General features: G+C 54.3%; 18 protein-coding genes and 1 tRNA gene. 10 read left to right on the top strand and 9 right to left on the bottom strand.

What is annotated here, in order from left to right; all coding sequences use genetic code 11:
• Positions 1-116: 116 nt before the first annotated feature.
• Positions 117-201 (bottom strand) — tRNA-Ser (locus tag FH871_RS22920).
• Positions 202-308: 107 nt separating this feature from the next.
• Between FH871_RS22920 and FH871_RS22925 the strand changes: the two genes are divergently transcribed.
• The 8 genes from FH871_RS22925 to FH871_RS22960 all read left to right on the top strand — a co-directional run bounded on the left by FH871_RS22925 (position 309) and on the right by FH871_RS22960 (position 6,911).
• Positions 309-575: a 4a-hydroxytetrahydrobiopterin dehydratase gene (locus FH871_RS22925; protein WP_305036512.1), complete on the top strand. Its 267-nt coding sequence runs from the start codon at positions 309-311 to the stop codon at positions 573-575.
• 70 nt (positions 576-645) lie between these two features.
• A complete protein-coding gene (rsmI, locus tag FH871_RS22930; RefSeq protein ID WP_138993773.1) occupies positions 646-1,311 on the top strand; it encodes a 16S rRNA (cytidine(1402)-2'-O)-methyltransferase in 666 nt (221 codons plus the stop codon).
• Entirely contained in the window at positions 1,280-2,524 is a 1,245-nt protein-coding gene (locus tag FH871_RS22935) for a DUF4105 domain-containing protein (protein WP_138993774.1), read from the top strand. Before rsmI ends, FH871_RS22935 begins: the two co-directional genes overlap by 32 nt.
• On the top strand, positions 2,511-3,359 hold the full coding sequence (locus FH871_RS22940) for an inositol monophosphatase family protein (RefSeq protein ID WP_171062921.1): 849 nt from the start codon (positions 2,511-2,513) through the stop codon (positions 3,357-3,359). Before FH871_RS22935 ends, FH871_RS22940 begins: the two co-directional genes overlap by 14 nt.
• 12 nt (positions 3,360-3,371) lie before the next feature.
• Entirely contained in the window at positions 3,372-3,908 is a 537-nt protein-coding gene (locus FH871_RS22945; RefSeq protein WP_138993775.1) for a YfiT family bacillithiol transferase, read from the top strand.
• A gap of 78 nt (positions 3,909-3,986) precedes the next feature.
• Entirely contained in the window at positions 3,987-4,160 is a 174-nt protein-coding gene (locus tag FH871_RS22950) for a FeoB-associated Cys-rich membrane protein (protein ID WP_138993776.1), read from the top strand.
• Between the two features lie 25 nt (positions 4,161-4,185).
• Positions 4,186-5,610: a DUF4403 family protein gene (locus FH871_RS22955; protein WP_138993777.1), complete on the top strand. Its 1,425-nt coding sequence runs from the start codon at positions 4,186-4,188 to the stop codon at positions 5,608-5,610.
• 89 nt (positions 5,611-5,699) lie between these two features.
• Positions 5,700-6,911 carry a metallophosphoesterase gene (locus FH871_RS22960; protein WP_138993778.1) on the top strand — a complete coding sequence of 404 codons (1,212 nt, stop codon included), beginning with the start codon at positions 5,700-5,702 and terminating at the stop codon, positions 6,909-6,911.
• Between the two features lie 76 nt (positions 6,912-6,987).
• Here FH871_RS22960 and FH871_RS22965 read toward each other — a convergent pair whose 3' ends face one another.
• On the bottom strand, positions 6,988-7,599 hold the full coding sequence (locus FH871_RS22965; RefSeq protein WP_138993779.1) for a DNA-3-methyladenine glycosylase: 612 nt from the start codon (positions 7,597-7,599) through the stop codon (positions 6,988-6,990).
• 246 nt (positions 7,600-7,845) lie between these two features.
• Between FH871_RS22965 and FH871_RS22970 the strand changes: the two genes are divergently transcribed.
• A complete protein-coding gene (locus FH871_RS22970; protein ID WP_138993780.1) occupies positions 7,846-8,826 on the top strand; it encodes a cytochrome c in 981 nt (326 codons plus the stop codon).
• Positions 8,827-8,844: 18 nt separating this feature from the next.
• Here the strand turns inward: FH871_RS22970 and FH871_RS22975 are convergent, their stop codons facing one another.
• The 7 genes from FH871_RS22975 to FH871_RS23005 all read right to left on the bottom strand — a co-directional run bounded on the left by FH871_RS22975 (position 8,845) and on the right by FH871_RS23005 (position 16,459).
• Positions 8,845-9,873 (bottom strand): sensor histidine kinase, encoded by a 1,029-nt coding sequence (locus FH871_RS22975; RefSeq protein WP_138993781.1) that lies wholly within the window; start codon positions 9,871-9,873, stop codon positions 8,845-8,847.
• 211 nt (positions 9,874-10,084) lie between these two features.
• A complete protein-coding gene (locus FH871_RS22980) occupies positions 10,085-10,780 on the bottom strand; it encodes a 2OG-Fe(II) oxygenase (RefSeq protein WP_138993782.1) in 696 nt (231 codons plus the stop codon).
• 58 nt (positions 10,781-10,838) lie between these two features.
• A complete protein-coding gene (locus FH871_RS22985) occupies positions 10,839-11,690 on the bottom strand; it encodes a methylated-DNA--[protein]-cysteine S-methyltransferase (RefSeq protein ID WP_138993783.1) in 852 nt (283 codons plus the stop codon).
• Positions 11,691-11,769: 79 nt separating this feature from the next.
• Entirely contained in the window at positions 11,770-12,498 is a 729-nt protein-coding gene (locus FH871_RS22990; protein WP_138993784.1) for a T9SS type A sorting domain-containing protein, read from the bottom strand.
• A 105-nt stretch (positions 12,499-12,603) separates the two neighbouring features.
• Positions 12,604-14,520, bottom strand: a complete 1,917-nt coding sequence (gene acs / locus FH871_RS22995; RefSeq protein WP_138993785.1) for an acetate--CoA ligase — start codon at positions 14,518-14,520, stop codon at positions 12,604-12,606.
• A gap of 175 nt (positions 14,521-14,695) precedes the next feature.
• Entirely contained in the window at positions 14,696-14,917 is a 222-nt protein-coding gene (locus FH871_RS23000; RefSeq protein ID WP_114405895.1) for a DUF6814 family protein, read from the bottom strand.
• Between the two features lie 12 nt (positions 14,918-14,929).
• On the bottom strand, positions 14,930-16,459 hold the full coding sequence (locus tag FH871_RS23005) for an MFS transporter (RefSeq protein ID WP_138993786.1): 1,530 nt from the start codon (positions 16,457-16,459) through the stop codon (positions 14,930-14,932).
• A gap of 201 nt (positions 16,460-16,660) precedes the next feature.
• Here FH871_RS23005 and FH871_RS23010 point away from each other — a divergent pair, with 201 nt between their 5' ends.
• The gene (locus FH871_RS23010; RefSeq protein ID WP_138993787.1) at positions 16,661-19,225 is read left to right on the top strand and encodes a TonB-dependent receptor; all 2,565 of its coding nucleotides are present in this window, start codon (positions 16,661-16,663) and stop codon (positions 19,223-19,225) included.

A 19,225-nucleotide genomic window follows, 5' to 3' on the forward strand; every position in this document is an offset into this window, starting at 1 on the left:
AACCTAAAAAAATGCAACGCACTCCACAACTTTTGTACTTGATCCGATTGTACTTAGATATGAAACACTAAAAAACCCCCAAAACAGGCTGTTTTGGGGGTTTTTAGTCATTCTTGCAGAGGGAGAGGGATTCGAACCCCCGGACCTGTTACAGTCAACAGTTTTCAAGACTGCCGCGATCGACCACTCCGCCATCCCTCTGGGTCACTTATGTGGGTGCAAAAGTAAGACGGTTTTTTTATTTTCCCAACACCCTCCGCCAAAATCCGTATTTTTTCCTTCCGATCCCCTAACTTGCCTCCCAAACCATCCGGGTATCAACCCGGTCGACGGCTATGTGGCAGGAAGAAAACAACCAACTCACCCGAACCTTTACGTTCCGGGATTTTAGCGAAGCCTTCGCGTTCATGACCCGCGTGGCCCTCATCGCCGAAAAAATGGACCACCACCCCACGTGGACCAACACCTACAACCAGGTCTCTTTCCAACTCAGCACCCACGACGCAGGCAACACGGTGACAGAGAAAGACCGTGTTTTAGCCAATGCAATTGACAAAATGATGAGTTATGAATGATGAACGATGGATTAGCTGACGCAGCGCTATTAATTCATCGTTCATCATTCATAACTCATCATTCAAAACCATGAAACTCTACCTCGTCCCCACCCCTATTGGTAATCTGGATGACATTACGCTGCGGGCGGTGAATATACTGAAGTCGGTGGATGCCATTCTGGCGGAAGACACGCGCACCTCGGGTTTTCTGCTGAAACACCTCCAGATCAGCAAACCGCTCCACAGCTACCATATTTTTAATGAACACCAGACCGTGCAGCGCGTCATTGCCCAACTCAAAACGGGCAAAACCCTGGCGCTGGTGTCGGACGCCGGAACGCCCGCCATCTCCGATCCCGGTTTTCTGCTCGTGCGCGAGTGCATCAAACACGAGATTCCGGTCGAGTGCCTGCCCGGTCCCACGGCCTTTGTCCCGGCGCTGGTCAACTCCGGGTTGCCCGCCGACCGGTTTACGTTCGAGGGATTTCTGCCCCACAAAAAAGGCCGCCAGACCCGCCTTTCCGAGCTGGCCGAAGAAACCCGCACAATGGTTTTCTACGAATCGCCCCACCGGCTGGTGAAATCGCTGACCCAGTTTGCCGAGGTTTTCGGCCCCGACCGACCAGCCAGCGTATCGCGCGAGCTGACAAAACTGTTTGAAGAAACCGTTCGCGGTTCGTTACAGGAAATAATTACGTACTTTGCCGAAAAAACGATAAAAGGTGAACTTGTCATTGTTGTCCAGGGAAAATAGCCAACGACTTCTGAAAGCTGTTTTCGTTATTCTATATTCGGTATTCAGTATTCAGTATTCATCCGGCCAGTCGCTTTCCCCCCAGGCCAAAGTCAGCCTGATCACCGTGGCACCGGGGTCCGAATTGTACTCGTCCTTCGGCCATACCGCCCTCTGGATCAGCGACCCCATGTACGGCGTCGACCGGGTGTACAACTACGGCACGTTTGCGTCCTACGCCGACAATTTTTACGTCAAATTCCTGAAAGGCACCCTGCCCTATTACGTGTCGGTGTATCCCATGCCGAACATGATTTACGGGTCGCAGTTGGAAAATCGCACGCTCAAGGAGCAAATCCTGAACCTGTCGGATGCCCAGAAACAGCGGCTGTTTCAGCTCCTGGAAACCAACGCCCTGCCCGAAAACCGGGAATACAGCTACCGGTTTTATTACGACAATTGCGCCACCCGCCCGCGCGACATGCTCGTCAAAGCCTGTGGCGACAGCCTGCGGTTTGCCAACGTGGTCGATTCCACGAAGTCGTACCGCGACTGGATGAACGAATACATTGCCAACCAGGCCTGGGCGCGGATGGGCATGAACCTCGGCATCGGGTATCCGGCCGACATCAAGGCCACGCCCTGGCAGGCCATGTATTTGCCCGACAATGTCTACACGGAAGTCGACCACGCCCGGCTGATCACCGCCAACGGACAGGAAACGCCATTGGTGGCCAACAGCCTGATGCTGTTCCGGGCCGTCACGGCGGAAGAAACCAACGCGTTTCTGACGTATCTGCTTTCGCCGGATTTCTTTTTTGCGGTACTGCTGGTGGTGGTTTTTCTGATCACCCGCCGTCAGCAACGGGCCAAAAAAGCCGGTTTCTGGCTCGATCGGCTGCTGTTTGGCTTCACCGGTTTCTGGGGCTGGTTTCTGGTTTTTCTGTGGTTCGGCACTGATCACGGCGTCACGACCTGGAACCCGGCGCTGCTGTTCATGATGCCGCTCCATGTGCCGCTGATTTTCTGGATAACCCGCCGGGGCAATCCCCAAACAATCCGGATGTATTTCCTGTTGACGATGGTGTGTCTGGTCCTGTTCTTTTTGTATGCGTTTTTTCAGGATTACCTCTACGGGTTTACGTTCTTTTTACTAACCTTGTTGTTCCGCGCGTTTTACCAATTCCGCACGGCATCCACCCAAACCGCACCGTCCACTTATGCCAGGTCATGATATCCAATTGGCGGGTTTAACCCAGCAGATCACTGAAATTGCCCGGCAGGCCGGGGCATTCATCCGGCAGGAAAGACTTTCGTTTTCCAGTGAGCACATTGAATACAAAGACGTTAACAATCTGGTTTCGTATGTCGACAAAGAGGCCGAGAAGCTGATTGTCGAAGCCCTGCACACGCTGCTGCCCGAAGCCGGTTTTATCACCGAAGAAGGCACCACCGGGCAAAACGCCGACCGCACCGGCCTGAACTGGATCATCGATCCGCTCGACGGCACGGCGAATTTCATCCATAATCTGCCGGTTTTTTCGGTCAGCATCGGACTGGCCGATGGCAAAACACCGATTGCGGGGGCGGTTTATGACATCAACCGCGACGAGTGTTACCACGCCTACACGGGCGGGGGAGCCTGGTGTCTGCGCAACGGCGCGGTCGACGAGCGCATCGCCGTGTCGCCCGCAACCCGGCTGCATGAAAGCATGATTGCCACCGGTTTTCCGTATTCCAGCATGGACCGCATCGAGCGGTATCTGGCCATCCTGGCGTCGCTCATGAAGCGCACCCACGGCCTGCGCCGGATGGGTTCGGCCGCCATCGACCTGGCCTACGTCGCCTGCGGACGGTTTGAAGCCTATTACGAATTCAACCTTAACTCCTGGGACATGGCTGCGGGCGTGCTGCTGGTGCGCGAAGCGGGCGGTATTGTCACCGACTTCAACGGGGGCGACGAGTTTCTGTTCCGGGGCGACGTGCTCGCGGGTTGTGCCATGCAGCCCGAACTGCTGGCCGTCATCGAGGAATACTGGAACAACGAAGGAACACTGCCGATTCGTTAAAATCAAGGTTTTATGTCCGACACCAACGATCTCCGCTATCCCATTGGCCCGTTTACCTACGGCCATACTTATACCTTCGATCAGTCGCAGGAACACATTGCCGCCATTGCGGTTTTTCCGCACAACCTCACCGAACTGGTGGGTCGCTGGGGTGACAGCCGGCTAGACACGCCCTACCGCCCCGGTGGCTGGACCGTCCGGCAGGTGGTTCACCACGTCGCCGACAGCCACATGAATGCCTACGTCCGCACCAAACTGGCGTTGACCGAAGCCATTCCGACCATCAAACCGTATGACGAAAACGCGTGGGCAACCCTCCCCGACTACCGGCTTTCCATTGCACCGTCACTGGTCATTCTGAGCAACTTACACCAGCGTTGGGTAGCAGTTTTGAATACCCTGACCGAAACGCAGCTTCAGCGGCTGTATTTCCACCCCGAAAGCAAAAAGCAGTTTTCACTCGCCGAAGCCCTCGCCAACTATGCCTGGCACGGCGAACACCACTACCAACACGTCTACCAGCTCGCCCTCCGGAACCATTGGGTTTAGTTAAGAGTTAAGAGTGAAGAGTTGGCTGACGCGAGCGAAAAACAAGTGCCACAGCCAACTCGTCACTCTTAATTCAAAGTGTTCGAACAACTCCTCATCGGTCTGATTTTCCTGGGTGCGGTGGCCTACCTCGGTCGCCGGGCGTGGAAGAGTCTGTTCCGGAAAGAGGCCGGTTGTGCGAAGGGATGCGGGTGCAGCACCGATACAAAAATCGCGTCTGTTAACAAATCAGGGCGGTTACCAGTTAACTAATTGGTAGTACGTATTCCGGCCCAACATGACGAGTGACGAAAGCGGGGGAAACCGATTCCCCTCTTATATTCCCATAACCGTGATTCTCGCTTTGTTGATGGCGGGTATCTTTTCCTGCAAAAAAGTCAACCCTGATCCACCCGCTGCCCGCAATTTCGATGACTCCCTGACGGCCGACAGTTCCTACGTGACGGCTCCGATTCTGTTTGAAATTTCTGAACTCGAAGAAAAAATCAACAAGGCCCTTGGCGTAGTACTGGTTGAAAAAGCCGAAATAAAAAGCGGCAAATCGCGGTCACTACACCTGCGCATCGAACGAAACGGCCCCATTAAACTGGCTTTTGACGGCACCCGGTTGACGTTCAGTGCATCCCTGAAAATCTGGATCAGCAATCCCATGAATCTGCTGACCAACTCGAAAGATACCAGCAACCGGGTATATAGCGCCATCGACGTGCGTTTTCGCAGTCCGCTGACGGTACAGGACAACTGGCGTGTGCAAACCCGCGTGGAGCTGGAAAACTATCGCTGGATTACCGAACCCCGGATTCGGGTGCTGGGTATAGACATCCCCGTTACCCGGCTGGCCGACCGCATTCTGGAAAAACGGGAAGACGGCATCGAGAACGCCATCGACAACGCGGTTTTTAACGAACTCCGGCTGGATCGTGAACTGCAAACCGTCTGGAACGATATTCAGAAACCGCTGCTCATCAACCGGCAGTTTCAGCAGGTCTGGCTTCTCCCCCGCCCCTACGCCGTCCTGGTTGGGCCGATTCGCGGCAATCCGAAAACGATTGTGATTCCGATGCGGCTGAAACTGGGTGTCGACACGAAATTTGGTACCCGACCGGTTTACACGCCCCGAGCCCAACTTCCACGCCTGCAGAAAGTGGCTTCGCTGCCCATGATGTCGCGCATCAACCTTTTGAGCCGCATTCCCTATACGCAACTGACAGCGGTTTTGAATACCTTCATCCGGGGGAAAAAACTCAACGTGATCAATCACCTGGTCAACATCGAAAAAGCCGATATCTACGGGGGTGAACACGCCCTGATTGTCCGGACAGACATCAAAGGAGCCATTCGGGGTAGTCTCTACTTTCGGGGCAGACCGACCTTCGACACCGTCCGCAACGAACTGGTGATGAAAAACCTCGACTACGACATCCACACGGAGCAATCGCTGGCCCGGGTCGCCGACTGGCTGCTCCACGATACGCTCAAAGATACCTTGCAGGCCACCCTGAAACTACCGCTTCAGGAACATTTTACGCTGCTTCCCCACAAAATCGAGACGGCCTTTTCGCGGGCTAAAGTGGGACGAAAAGCCCGCATTGCCATTCCGAAGTTTGAATTGAAACCCAAAGCCATTGCCGTCCGCCCCGACGGTTTGTACATTCTTCTCCACACCGATGCCGCGATGCGGCTTGAAGTTGTAGATTTGTAAACTGTAGACCATAAACCTCACCCCCAACCGAAGCGACCGGCCCCCGAGGGGGCTAAACAGTCGTCGCTTCGGTTGGGGTAATTCCGCCAATGAGTTCAGAAAAAAGAGAGCCGGAGCAATACGTCGATTTAGGGCATAGCGATGTGGAAAACCACCTCAAAACGCAGGCGGCTTTGTATGAGAAGCGATTGAAAGAAGGCGGTTCGGCCAACAAAGTGGCCGCGTTTTTTGCCACCAATCTGTTCGGATTTGCCTACCACTACCTCAAAAGCCGTTTTGGCCCCAAAGCCGCCTACCAGTTTTATCCCAGCAACGGCGACGACGGCATTTATCCGCTGCATACGTATTCTGAAACCGTAACGATGGCACTGGTGTCGGACTGGGCCACCGACACGCCCGAATCGGACCTGATCGGCCACCTGATCCGCGATCATGACCCGGATTATACCCTTCACCTCGGCGATATTTACTTTGTCGGCACCCCGCAGGAAGTGGCCACCAATTTTACGGACCCCGACGCGTCCTGGCATTTTGGCAAACACGGCAGTCTGGCGTTGTCGGGCAACCACGAGATGTATTCCAACGGAACGGCGTATTTCAAACACCTGCTGCCCGCCATGAAAATCCGGAAAGGGAGCCAGATTGCCACCCAGCAGGCCGGTTTTTTCTGTCTGGAAAACGAACACTGGCGGATCATCGGCCTCGATACGGGCTACAACTCGACCAACCGCCCCTTGCTGGAAGTGCTGTTCAAACCCGACTGCAACCTGCGGAAAGAGCAGGTGCAGTGGCTGACCGAAACCGTGAAACTGGGCAACCCGGACGACAAACGCGGCATCATTTTCCTGAGCCACCATCCGTACTTCTCCTCGTTTCGCGACGATCACCCCGTGGTGGGTCGTCAACTCAAAACCATCTTTGGAGCCGCCGAACGACCGGTTCTGTGGTTTTGGGGTCACGAACACCGCCTTTCGTTTTACAATCAATACGGTTTTCCGGACGGGATTAAAGCCTGGGGGCGTTGTGTCGGACATGGTGGCATGCCCGTTGAAACCGACCCGCCGGACCAGGGTCACCTGGGGCAGCTTGTGTTCTACGACCAGCGGATTCGGGAGCGCATCCGCCGTCGCGATGTCGGTTACAACGGTTTCGCCCTGCTGTCCATCAACGGCCCGGCGATCGACATCAACTACATCGACCAGACCAACAAAACCGTCATCGCCGAACGCTGGACCGTCGATCCCGCCGGCGCCTTATCCTCCGAAATCATCGAAGTTCATCCGGATGTGACGAAATACTGAAGGAGGAATGATGGGTTACGAATGATGAATGTACGCGTCAGCCCATTCATCGTTCATCATTCATAACCCATCATTCCTATTCTGCCTTCCACCGCCACAAATACCGGGATGCCAGCGTACGGTGGGGGCGCCACGGCTCGGCAATCTCATGTAGCCTTTTGTATAAAGCCCGGCCGGTTTCGGTCAGGCCGTAGGCTTTCACCATCTTTTGCCGAATCACCAGATCATCGATCGGGAACACGTCGGGCCGATCCAGCACGAACATCAGCAGCATTTCGACCGTCCATCGGCCTACGCCCTTGATCGGCAGCAGGTATTGCACCACTTCTTCGTCGGTCAGTGGGCCAAGGTGGTCGCTGGTCATTGGGTTTTGCAGGGCAAATGCGGCCACACTTTGCAGATAGACGGATTTCTGGCCCGACAACCCCGCGCTCCGCAATTCCTCCGGCGACTTGGCCACCAACTGTTCAGGGTAGGGATAGCCATCGGGGAACAGGGCCAGAAACCGGGTAAAAATGGAATCGGCTGCTTTGACAGAGATCTGCTGGGAGACGATGCTTTCCAGCAGCGCCAGGTAAATCCGGTTTCTGGCCGGGTCTTCGTCGTATGCAAACGCCACTTTGGGCAAGGGCGTCGAATCGATAATTTGCTTCAAAATGGCATCTTTGGCGAGATGGTCGAGTGGCATGGGAAAGGTCTTTCAGGTCCTTGAATAGAAACAATAAAGATCGGAAGGAATGCGCAGACGGACACCGTTTCAGGCCATTTTCCCGCTCCCTGACCGACCCGTATGATGGGCTTCTTTTGACACTTCATCCGGAAGTTGTTACGGTTCAGCGGGTTGAAAATTGGGAGGAGAAGGGAAGTGCGGCAATTTTGTGCTGTTCGGATTGAAAAAAACCTATCCACACCACTTTCTTGTTCACTCACTCCCATGAAAAAAGTCTTTAAAATCATCGGCTACGCATTGGGTAGCCTTGTTTTGCTGATCGCCGGTTATTGCACGTATGTAGCCGTTGCGGGCGTGCCGAGCTACGACCCGCCCACGATCCCGGAAATCACCGTCGAAAGCACCCCCGCCCGCGTGGCCCGTGGCGAGGTGATCGGCCAGATCCAGTGCCTCGCCTGCCACGCCAACAACGAAAACCGCCTGACCGGAAAATACCTGGGGGAAGTGCCGGCCCTCTTTGGCAAGCTGTACTCTAAAAACATCACCCAGGACCTGGAAAAAGGCATTGGCAACTGGACCGACGGGGAATTGATTTACTTCCTGCGAACTGGCGTCCGGCGCGACGGCACCTTCGCTCCCATTATGCCCCAGTATCCCAACATGGCCGACGAAGACCTGAAATCGGTAGTGGCCTGGCTGCGCTCCGACCGCTTCCCGGTTCAGGCCACCAAGGAAGAAGCCCCGGAATCGGAACTGAGTTTTGTATCGAAACTCCTGACGCACACGCTGATGAAACCCCTCGCCTATTCACCCGCACTCGTTTCATTGCCCGACAGCACCGATCCGGTTGCGTGGGGCAAGTATACCGCTGACGCCATCGGCGACTGCTATAGCTGCCACTCTGGCGACCTGATCGATCAAAACAAGGTCCATCCGGAAAAGAGCAAAGGCTATTACGGCGGTGGCATCGAAATGAAAGGCGAAGGCGGAAAACCGGTTATTACAGCCAACCTGACCTTCGACGAGCAGACGGGGATCGCCAAAAAATACACCAAAGAGCAGTTCATCCGGGTGGTGAAGCTCGGTGTTCGGCCCGACGGCTCGGTTCTCAAACAGCCCATGTTTCCGCGTCCCATGCTGTCGGACAACGAAGTGGGGGCGATTTATGAATTCCTGAAAACCGTGCCGAAAATTCAGAACGACATCGCCAAAAAGAACGCAGAACTGCAACTGGCGGAGAAATAAAAAAACGCCGTCCGGTGGTCAGACCAGCGGCAACGTTACCCGAAACTCCTGCCCGGTTTCTTCGATTTTCGGAACCGGCTGGCCCAGCATCTGGTATTTGGTCAGGATGTTGCTCAGCCCCACCCCATTGGAAAGAATCCGGCTGGCTTTGCGCTGGAGGTTATTGCTCACGATCAGATGCTGTTGTGCATCGGTCGTGAGCACAATCGTAAGCGGCTGTTCGGGCAGAATGATGTTGTGTTTGACGGCATTTTCAATCAGCAGTTGCAGCGTCAGGGGCGGCAGGTGCATCGTTTCCGTGCCGGGGTAAATCCGGGTCACCAGCGTCAGGGCTTCGCCGTGGCGGGTTTTCAGCAGATGGTAATACGATTGAATGAATTCCAGCTCATTTTGCAGGGGCGTCAACGCACTTTCGTTGCTGCGGAGCAAATACCGGTAGACCGAGCTGAGTTCTTCGGCAAATACTTCGGCCTGCTGCGGGTTTTCGCTAATGAGCGCCGTCAGTGAGTTGAGGCTATTGAACAGAAAATGCGGGTTGACCTGCTGGCGAAGGGTGTCGAGCTGGGCCTGAAGCTGGGCTTTGCTCAGCGTATCGACTTCTTTGCGCGATTGCTGCCAGTGTCCGAAGCTATCCATGCTTTCGTAGGTGATGACCACAATCGCCACAATGAGGGTGGTAAATACCAGACCCAGCAACAAACGGCTCACCTCCGGCTCGAAACCCGGCATCGCGATGAACCAGTACACAAAAAAGAGGACTGCGACGTGTAACCCGGAACTGAAGGAGCAAAACAGAAAGCGCCGGAAGGCGCGGCCTACATATTGCTCAGGGTCCGGATACAACTGGTTGATGCGAATGGCAATGCCGTTGTTGACATACCAGGCAGTAAACGACTCCAGGAAAGCCAAAGCGGTCGCCAGTCCGAGGGTCGTCCAGTTTCGCCAATAGTCATCACCCAGCAGCAGCCAGTTCAAAATACTGATATACAGTGGAACAACGATGATTTGTAAAAGCCAGTCGTATCGGGAATAGGCCAGAAGTTTCATAGGAAGCAGAAAGCAGAGCCGCTTTTCAAATCTACGAAATTCTTCAAATAGCACAAGACGGTTTTCCCAAACCATTCGCAACCGGTTTAGGTATCATTTCGTTCCGACGAAAATATTCAAACAACCACTGCCGTTGATCAAATTGATGGGGAACGTTAGCCCCCACCAACGATCAGGACCCTTTCAGGGTTCTGGGTGTTGGAGATTGGGCTCATTTCGCATCGTGGAAAATGATGCCTAACGTATACCGGTTTCCGGAATGAACCACACTGACGCCGTGTTTCATCGAAACGCGGGAATAGCCTCTTGTTCCTTTTCTGGGTCGAAACTGGGTGGTAAACAGCAGAATATCACCTTGTTTTGGAACCAAAACCGTCGCTTTGGACTGGGCCCGGGGAACCTGTTCGGTTAACACAAATTCACCTCCGGTATAATCCTGAGCCGGTTCGCTCAAAAAAACGACGGCCTGCAAGGGGAAATATACATCCCCGTACAAATCCTGGTGCATTGCATTGTAGCCACCGGGACCGTATTTCAGCAGCAACGGAGTCGCCCGGTTCTGCTCATTTCGGTGGCATTCATCCAGAAAACCGGTGTGATCTTCGGGGTAATGAATCCCGAGTTTCATCAAATGCGCCCACTGATTCGCGACCGGAGCAATGGCTTTATAAATGGCCGTTCGCATCGTCTGAATGGGTTCAGGAAGCGGATACTGGAAATATTTATATTCCCCCTGCCCGTAGCCATGACGTTCCATCACGACCGTTTTTCGAAAATAGCCCGGTTCATCATACAATGCCCTGAGCGGCTGGCATTCTTCCGGATGGAGTACCTGACGGAGAAGCGCAAAACCGTTCGCATGGAGCGATTCGCGGGCCTCATCCCAGTTCAGTTGATCGATTCTCATTCTACGGTCTTTTTTATAAGGATTGGTTTTCTCGTATCTAACTGCTGACGTCGACCGCCTATTTCCCCGCATAAGCGGCTTCCCAACCCAGCAAGGCGGTTTTTCGGGTGGCTCCCCAGCGGTAGTTCCCAAACAAACCGGTTTTTCGGATGACGCGGTGGCAGGGAATCAGGTAGCCCACGGGATTGGAGCCGATGGCTGTTCCGACCGCCCGCGAAGCGGCTGGCATGCCAATGGCCGCAGCAATCTGGTCATAACTCACCACTTGGCCTTCCGGGATGCGCAACAGGGCTTCCCACACTTTCAGTTGAAACGACGATGCCTTCACCAGAACCCGCAACGGTTTTCGTTCGGCATCGGCAAAAATCGTATCGGCCAGGGGGCGAAGCGTTGCAGAATCGGGGATGACCGTGGCTTCGGGCCAGTCGGTGGCAAATCGGTGGGCGATGCTCATGGCGTCGGTTGGCTCGGCTTCTTCCAGAAACTCCAGCCGACAGATTTTATCACCGATCGTTCCGAGCAGATACGGCCCAAATGGGCTTTCAAAAACCGCATACCGGATCGTCAGGCCGTCACCCGCCTGCTTGAACTGGCCGGGCGTAACGCCTTCCAGCACCACAAACAGGTCGTGCAGGCGGCCCGTACCGGACAGCCCGGCTTCGTCGGCGGCTTCGGCCAGGGTGAGACCACTCCGCAACCGTTCCTTGGCAAAATCGAGGGTTAAATACTGTAGAAATTTCTTGGGACTCACGCCCGCCCAATCCGAGAATAACCGCTGAAAATGGTATTCGCTCAGGTTGGCACGGTCGGCCATCTCGGACAGCGAGGGTTGCTGACGAAAGTTTTCGGTCAAAAACTCAATCGACCGGGCAATCTGCTGGTAGGTGGGATTGGCTTCTGTTTCGTACATGGTTGTTGTCGTTTGCATGTAACAAAAGTATCCCACAAACTCCGCCGATGAAACCCGATTCTTGCGGACATTTACGGATTTACTGCTTGATAAACCGGCGGGTATAAAACTGGTGCTCTGTGCTGAACAGGATGATGTATACGCCTTTTGCCAGGGTCGAAACGTCGATCTGGTGCTGCTTCCCCACTTCCAGTTGCCGGGTTTGCAGCGGCTGGCCCGCTAAGGTAATGATTTGGGCCGAAAGGGTTGAATACGGCAGATCGGGCACGTTGATGGTCAGCAGCTTGTCGGTTGGGACGGGGTAAATTTTTGCCAAACCCGGCTGATGCTTATCAATGAGTTGTTGAAGTTCATTGAAGAATTTCGTTTTGGCCATCTCTTGGTCAGACGAGGTGATCCGGCCACTGATCCGTTGGTCTTCCCGAACGACGTAGGTGCCGCAACCGCCCAACTGATAATCCCCTTTGCGTTCATCCTGGTAAGATGCGTTTTCGATCCGGTCCAGAATGAGGACGAGTTTATCGCCTTTTTTAAAGCCATTCGTATAAAGCCGGCACATAAAGCCCGGATCGCCCCACACCCGGATCACGGCTTTTTCCTCGCTCCCGTTCAACACCTCGAGGATTTTCACATCCATGCCGTGAGCCTCGTGGTCTCTGACTTCCGCCCGGACGATCAGCACACCCGGTTGCCAGGCGGCTTTCTCCGCGATGGTGAAAAAACCGCCCCCGTCAATGCAACTACAAGCGTGCGTTTCAATGGCCAAACCCATTCCGACCATCATCATAAACAGTATTATTCGTCTCATCGTCTCTTCGTTTTTAGCAGAGAGACTCCAATTCGGCCGGATTGGTTGGAATCGGTTTACGGTGGCTGACGCATGAAGCACGCGTCAGCCACCGTAAACCGAATTTTATCCCTTCACACCAATCAACGCGCCCGCCTTGATTTCATCGACCACGGCAGGGTCCAGCAACGTCGAGGTATCGCCCAGACTTCCGGTTTCGCCTTCGGCGATTTTGCGCAGAATCCGGCGCATGATTTTGCCGGAACGGGTTTTGGGTAATCCGCTGACAAACTGAATCTTGTCAGGTTTGGCAATCGGGCCGATCACGCGGCTCACCGTGGCCAGAATGTCCCGTTTCATCAATTCCGCATCGCTGTGCGACACCTGACTTTCGGCAATCACATACGCGTAAATACCCTGCCCTTTGATGTCGTGCGGATACCCGACCACGGCACTTTCCACCACGCCGGTGTGCATGTTGATGGCATTTTCCACCTCGGCGGTTCCGATGCGGTGGCCCGACACGTTCAGCACGTCATCGACCCGACCCGTAATCCGGTAATAACCGTCTTCGTCGCGTAAACAGCCGTCACCGGTGAAATACAGCCCTTTGTAGGTGCTGAAATACGTTTGCTTGCACCGTTCGTGGTCGCCGTAGGTCGTGCGGATGATGCCCGGCCAAGGAAACTTGATGCACAGATTTCCGCTCACGCCGTTGCCTTCAATTTCCTGCCCGTTTTCGTCCACCAACAGGGGCTGAACACCCGGCAGCGGCAGGGTGGCATAGGTCGGCTTGGTTTTCGTCAGTCCGGCAATGGGCGAAATCAGGATGCCGGCGGTTTCGGTTTGCCACCATGTATCGACAATCGGGCAGCGGTTTTTACCAATGTGGTCGTCGTACCAGTGCCAGGCTTCTTCGTTGATCGGTTCGCCCACCGAGCCCAGCACTTTGAGTGAACTCAGGTCGTGGTTTTCCACTTTTTCCAGCCCAAAACTCATCAGCGAGCGAATGGCCGTTGGTGCCGTATACAGAATATCGACCTTGTATTTATCGACAATATCCCAGAAACGACCGTTGTCCGGCCAAGTCGGAACCCCCTCGAACAGCAGCGATGTGGCACCACAGGCCAGCGGACCGTACACGATGTAACTGTGTCCGGTAATCCAGCCAATGTCCGCCGTACAGAAATGCACCTGACCTGGTTCATACTGAAACACATTCTGGAAGGTATAGGCCGTAAAGATCATGTAGCCCCCGCAGGTATGCACAACGCCTTTGGGTTTGCCGGTCGAGCCGGAGGTATACAGGATAAAGAGCATGTCTTCAGCGTCCATTTCTTCGGCGAGGCACTCGGCTGTGACCTGCTTCAGTTCCTGCTCCATCCAGACATCCCGGCCCTTGATCATCGAAACCGGGGTGCGGGTGCGGGTCAGCACAATCACCCGTTTAACGCTGGGGCATTGTACCAGCGCATCGTCGACGGTTTCCTTCATCGGAATTTCCTTATTCCCCCGATAAGCCCCATCGGATGTTATCACCAGACGACACTGCGCATCGTTGATCCGGTCGGCAATGGACTGGGCCGAAAAACCGCCAAACACCACAGAATGAATCGCACCGATGCGGGCGCAGGCCAGCACGGCAATCGCCAGTTCCGGCACCATCGGCATGTATATACACACGCGGTCGCCTTTGCCAACACCATTGCGTTTCAGCACGTTAGCCATCCGGCACACCTGGTCGTGTAACATACGGTAGGTCAGTGTCACCCCGGCTTCGTGCGGATCATTGGGTTCCCAGATGATGGCGGGCTGATCACCACGCTCGGCCAGATGGCGGTCCAGACAGTTTTCGGTAATGTTGAGTTTACCTCCCACAAACCACTGCACATTCGGTTCGTCAAAATTCCATTGAAGCGTTTTTTTCCACGGCTTTCTCCACTGAAAATTCTGAGCGATTTCAGCCCAAAAGCCCTCGGGGTCCTCGACGCTGTAGCGATACGCTTCCTGGTACTCGTCAAAGGTTCGGATTTGAAAATTCATATGCTTGAAATACTAAAGTTCAGGCCGCTAAACTACAATTATTTGTTTTTAATCTGACACTTTTGGCGTTGTCAGCTCTTTTCACTTTGCCCCTAAATCCCCTGAAGAGGACTTTTTGCATCCGGGTATGCCCGTGTCCAAGTCCCCTTCAGGGGATTTAGGGGCAAATTCGTACTCAATTTTTATCGTATTCGCCCTGCCACGCATACCGGCCGAACAACGCCAGACCGGCCGTAATAGGAAAAAAAATGACGACAATCACCAGCCAGAACACGTAGTCTTCCGCACTGGCGGTATCGGACGTTAGTTTCTGGATGGTTTGATACGGTAATCCAATCATCAGGGCAAGTCCGGCCAGCATACAAACCAGACCAAGTACTTTTTTTATGGCGTTCATTGCGGGAAGGGGTTAGTCGTCAGCGGTTTTGTACTGTTTTTTGTCGATGTATAAAGCTCCGATCACGAAGCAAACGGCGGCTATGCCAATCGGATACCACAAACCCTGCAAATACGCTTCAAGCGTGTTTGTCTTCTTCGCCGTTTCAACGAGGCTCGTTGCAATAAACGGCGTTAAACCGCCAAAAACGCCGTTTCCAATGTGGTAGGGCAATGACATGGATGTGTACCGGATCCGGGTCGGAAACAACTCGACCAGGAAAGCCGCAATGGGGCCGTAGACCATCGTCACGTAGAGTACCTGGATAAATACCAGAACCGTCATGAGCCAGAACGACTCATCCCCCAACGTCACTTCCTTCACCACCGCCGTGCCGGGTACAGCACCGGTTTTGGGTTGGGTTTCCCGGTACACCGTGCCGTCGTCAAAATAAGAAACCGATGAAATCGTGGCATTAAATTCTTTCGTATCCCCAATGCGTTCCTGTTTGGTTTCGATGCTTCGCCGGAAGGTTAGCTCGGTTTTCTGCTTCAGGTCGGCCAGGTTGTACATGGCCCGGTAAATGGGCCGGTAGGTCAATACGCCGAGCAACATCCCGGCCAGCATGATGTTCCGGCGACCGATGCGGTCGGACAAACCGCCAAAAATAACGAAGAACGGCGTCGCCACCATCAGCGCAATCGCAATGATGTAATTCGATTGCGCAAATTCAACGTTGCAGACTTTCTGAATGAACGACAGGGCGTAAAACTGCCCCGTATACCAGATAACCCCCTGCCCCGCCGTGGCCCCGAACAGAGCCAGCAACACCATTTTCAGGTTGGCTTTTTTGCCAAAACTTTCTTTCAGCGGATTGGTCGATACTTTTCCTTCACTTTTCAGCTTCTGGAAAATAGGCGATTCCGACATCTTTAGCCGGATGTAAATCGAAACCCCAACCAGAATGGACGACAACAGAAACGGCACCCGCCAGCCCCAGCTCGTGAAGGCGTCGGTGCCCATTGCCTGCCGGGTGAGCAGAATCACCCCCAGTGAAACAAACAGGCCGAGCGTGGCCGTTGTCTGAATAAAACTGGTGAAATACCCGCGCTTTCCATCGGGCGAGTGTTCGGCCACGTAGGTAGCCGCCCCACCATATTCACCGCCTAACGCCAACCCCTGAACGAGCCGGAGCAGCAACACGAGTGCCGGTGCCAACATGCCGATGGTTTCGTAATCCGGCACACAACCAATCAAAAACGTTGACCCGCCCATCAGCACGAGCGTCAGCAAAAAGGTATATTTTCGACCCACCAGATCGCCCAGCCGACCGAACACCAGCGCCCCAAATGGCCGCACGATGAAACCGGCGGCAAAGGTTGCCAGCGTGGATAGAAACCCGGCGGTGGGATTGTCTTTCGGGAAAAATTGGGCGGAGAGAATCGTTGCCAGACTGCCAAAAATGTAGAAGTCATACCACTCGATGAGAGTGCCGACCGAGGAGGCCGTTATGACCCGCCAGACTCCGGTTGCTTCGGAGGGTGCGGATTGTTTGATACGCATGTACTGTGTAGGGGTTTGGAATGCGGCATAAAAAAGCAACTTAAACCGCTTTTTTCCTAGACCTCTGCGAAAAAGGAGTGTTTTTAGGCTGAAAAAGGGCTTCCGTGCCTGAATTGCAAATCCTGAATCTGTAAAAACTGGCAGCGTTATGTTTATTTGAACATAACGAATCGTTATCTTTCAGCGGAAATAACGCCTGGTATGAAATCCTTCTACGTTCCGCTCCTTCTGATTGCCCAACTGGCTGAGGCCCAAAGCCGGTCTGACAGTACCCACATTCAGCGGGATTCGCTCCGAAAAATTCAACTGAACGAAATTGTGGTGACGGCTTCGCGGGTGCCGGAATCCATCCTGAAATCACCCGTCAGCATCGAACTCCTCGATGCGCGGCAAATCCGGCTGTCGGCACAGCCGTCGTATTTTGATGCCATTGAAAACCTCAAGGGGGTTCAGTTGCTGACCTCCAGTCTGGGCTTCAAAGTGTACAACACGCGCGGCTTCGCCAATCCAACCAACGTCCGGTTTGTGCAACTCGTGGATGGCATGGACAACCAGGCTCCGCACATCGGTGCACCCATCGCCAACGCCCTTGCGCCCTCGGATCTGGACATTCAGCAGGTCGAAATTGTACCGGGAGCGGCTTCGGCGCTGTACGGCATGAATGCCCTCAACGGGTTAGCGCAACTGATTACCAAAGACCCTTTTACATCGCAGGGGTTGAGTGTCAGTCAGAAAACCGGGGTGAATCAGGTCGACGATCCGCTTGTTTCGGCGAAACTATACAACGAAACCAGTCTGCGGTATGCCCGAACGCTCGGTTCCCGGTTGGCGGTCAAACTGAACCTGACGTACCAAAGTGGTTACGACTGGATTGCCCGTGATCCGGATGACCTCAATCCCGGAGCCAACGCGTCGCTGGGATTGGTCGGTGCCGAAAACCCCGGTCGGGATCGGATCAATGTCTACGGCGATGAATCGGCCAACCGCCGGACGCTGACACTCGATGGCAAGAAATACGTCGTTTCCCGAACCGGTTATTTCGAAAATGAAACCGCCGATTTACGGCTCCACAATCTGCGGGGCGATGTGGCGGTTTTCTGGCGTATCCGCCCCGGGTTAACGGTTTCCTACCAATACAAAGCCGCAACCCTCGCTACGGTGTATCAGCGCACCAACCGTTTCCGACTGGATGCGTACCGGCTCGACCAGCACGGCCTGACGCTCGAATCACCGTCGGTCCACCTCCACGCCTACCGAACGCACGAAACGACCGGCGACTCCTACAACATCCGCTCGATGGCAGAGAACATCGATCGGTCGTTCAAGTCCGACAATCAATGGTTTACCGACTTTTCCAACCAGTTTCTGGCCACTACAAAAACCGGACAATCCACCTCCCAGGCTCTTCAAACCGCCCGCACCACCGCCGATCAGGGACGACCGCAGCCCGGTTCGGCCGCGTTCAACGCGCAGATTGACAAGCTACGCCAAATCAACAATTGGGACATGGGAGCGGCTTTGCAGGTGCAGTCGTGGCTGTATCACGCAGAGGGTCAGGCCGAACCAACGAAAGTGCTTTGGTCGGGTTTCCGCGAAAAAACCGGCGTCAACCTGCTGGCGGGTTTCGACTACCGGCAGTACGTCGTTTTCCCGGATGGCAATTATTTCATCAATCCCGAAGAGTCAGGACAGAATCTGATTTACTACAAAACCGGCGGTTTTCTCCAGGCATCGCGGTCGTTTTTTCAGGAGCGGTTGAAGCTGACCGGCTCAGTCCGGGTCGACAAAAACCGCTATTTCGACGCCCGGCTGAACCCGCGGGTATCGGCGGTATTTTCGCCCGGCGAGCGGCACCATTTCCGGACGTCCTACCAGACCGGCTACCGGTTTCCATCGCTCTTCGAAGCGTTTTCCAACGTCAATTCGGGGGGCGTAAAACGGGTTGGGGGCTTGAAGATCATGTCGCAGGGCATTTTTGAGCGCTCCTATTTCCGGACATCGATCGACGCCTTTCAGGCCGCCATCAATACCGACGTCAACACGAACGGATTAACGACGGAGCAGGCCATTCAAAAGAATAAAGGACTGATCCGGGCCAATACCTACACGTACCTCAAACCCGAGCAGGTCAACAGCCTGGAGTTGGGTTATAAGGGCTTGTTCCTTGAAAACCGCCTGTCTGTAGATATCGATTTCTATTACAACGTGTACCGGAATTTCATCGCCCAGGTCGAAGCGAATGTTCCCAAAAGCAGCAATCCGGATTCGCTGGCCTATGTCCTGGCCGACCGCACCCAACAGGACCGCTACCGGCTCTGGACCAATTCTAAAACGAAGGTTTTCAATTCCGGTTCGAGTCTGGGCGTTCGGTATTCGGCGGGTCGCAACTGGGTTCTTTCGGGGAACGCATCACTGGCCCGACTCGACCGCACCGACCGGGGCGACGGACTGGAAGAAGCGTTCAATACCCCAAAATGGATCACCAACGTGGGAATCGCCAACCCGACCCTCTGGAAGAACCTCGGCTTTTCGGTGCATTTTAAATACCAAAGTTCGTTTCTCTGGCAATCGTCACTGGCAACCGGCCGGGTTCCCGCCATCCATACCGTCGACGCCCAGCTTCGTTACGAGTTACCCAAACCCGGTTTGTCATTGAAAATTGGTGGTACCAATCTGCTAAACCGCCCCTATACCACCTTCGCAGCCGGACCCAGCGTTGGCGGATTGTATTATGCGACGGTGGTGGCGAGGGTATTGGAGAAATAA

This window comes from Larkinella sp. C7 (assembly GCF_006149005.1).
In the GTDB taxonomy this organism is placed as follows: Bacteria; Bacteroidota; Bacteroidia; order Cytophagales; family Spirosomataceae; genus Larkinella.

Coding starts and splice junctions, on each gene's coding strand:
- FH871_RS22980 (WP_138993782.1), bottom strand. CDS start 10,780: ATGAGAATCGATCAACTGAACTGGGATGAGGCCCGCGAATCGCTCCAT.
- FH871_RS23005 (WP_138993786.1), bottom strand. CDS start 16,459: ATGCGTATCAAACAATCCGCACCCTCCGAAGCAACCGGAGTCTGGCGG.
- FH871_RS23000 (WP_114405895.1), bottom strand. CDS start 14,917: ATGAACGCCATAAAAAAAGTACTTGGTCTGGTTTGTATGCTGGCCGGA.
- FH871_RS22975 (WP_138993781.1), bottom strand. CDS start 9,873: ATGAAACTTCTGGCCTATTCCCGATACGACTGGCTTTTACAAATCATC.
- FH871_RS22945 (WP_138993775.1), top strand. CDS start 3,372: ATGTCCGACACCAACGATCTCCGCTATCCCATTGGCCCGTTTACCTAC.
- FH871_RS22965 (WP_138993779.1), bottom strand. CDS start 7,599: ATGCCACTCGACCATCTCGCCAAAGATGCCATTTTGAAGCAAATTATC.
- FH871_RS23010 (WP_138993787.1), top strand. CDS start 16,661: ATGAAATCCTTCTACGTTCCGCTCCTTCTGATTGCCCAACTGGCTGAG.
- FH871_RS22955 (WP_138993777.1), top strand. CDS start 4,186: ATGACGAGTGACGAAAGCGGGGGAAACCGATTCCCCTCTTATATTCCC.
- FH871_RS22940 (WP_171062921.1), top strand. CDS start 2,511: ATGCCAGGTCATGATATCCAATTGGCGGGTTTAACCCAGCAGATCACT.
- FH871_RS22970 (WP_138993780.1), top strand. CDS start 7,846: ATGAAAAAAGTCTTTAAAATCATCGGCTACGCATTGGGTAGCCTTGTT.
- acs (WP_138993785.1), bottom strand. CDS start 14,520: ATGAATTTTCAAATCCGAACCTTTGACGAGTACCAGGAAGCGTATCGC.
- FH871_RS22960 (WP_138993778.1), top strand. CDS start 5,700: ATGAGTTCAGAAAAAAGAGAGCCGGAGCAATACGTCGATTTAGGGCAT.
- FH871_RS22990 (WP_138993784.1), bottom strand. CDS start 12,498: ATGAGACGAATAATACTGTTTATGATGATGGTCGGAATGGGTTTGGCC.
- rsmI (WP_138993773.1), top strand. CDS start 646: ATGAAACTCTACCTCGTCCCCACCCCTATTGGTAATCTGGATGACATT.
- FH871_RS22985 (WP_138993783.1), bottom strand. CDS start 11,690: ATGTACGAAACAGAAGCCAATCCCACCTACCAGCAGATTGCCCGGTCG.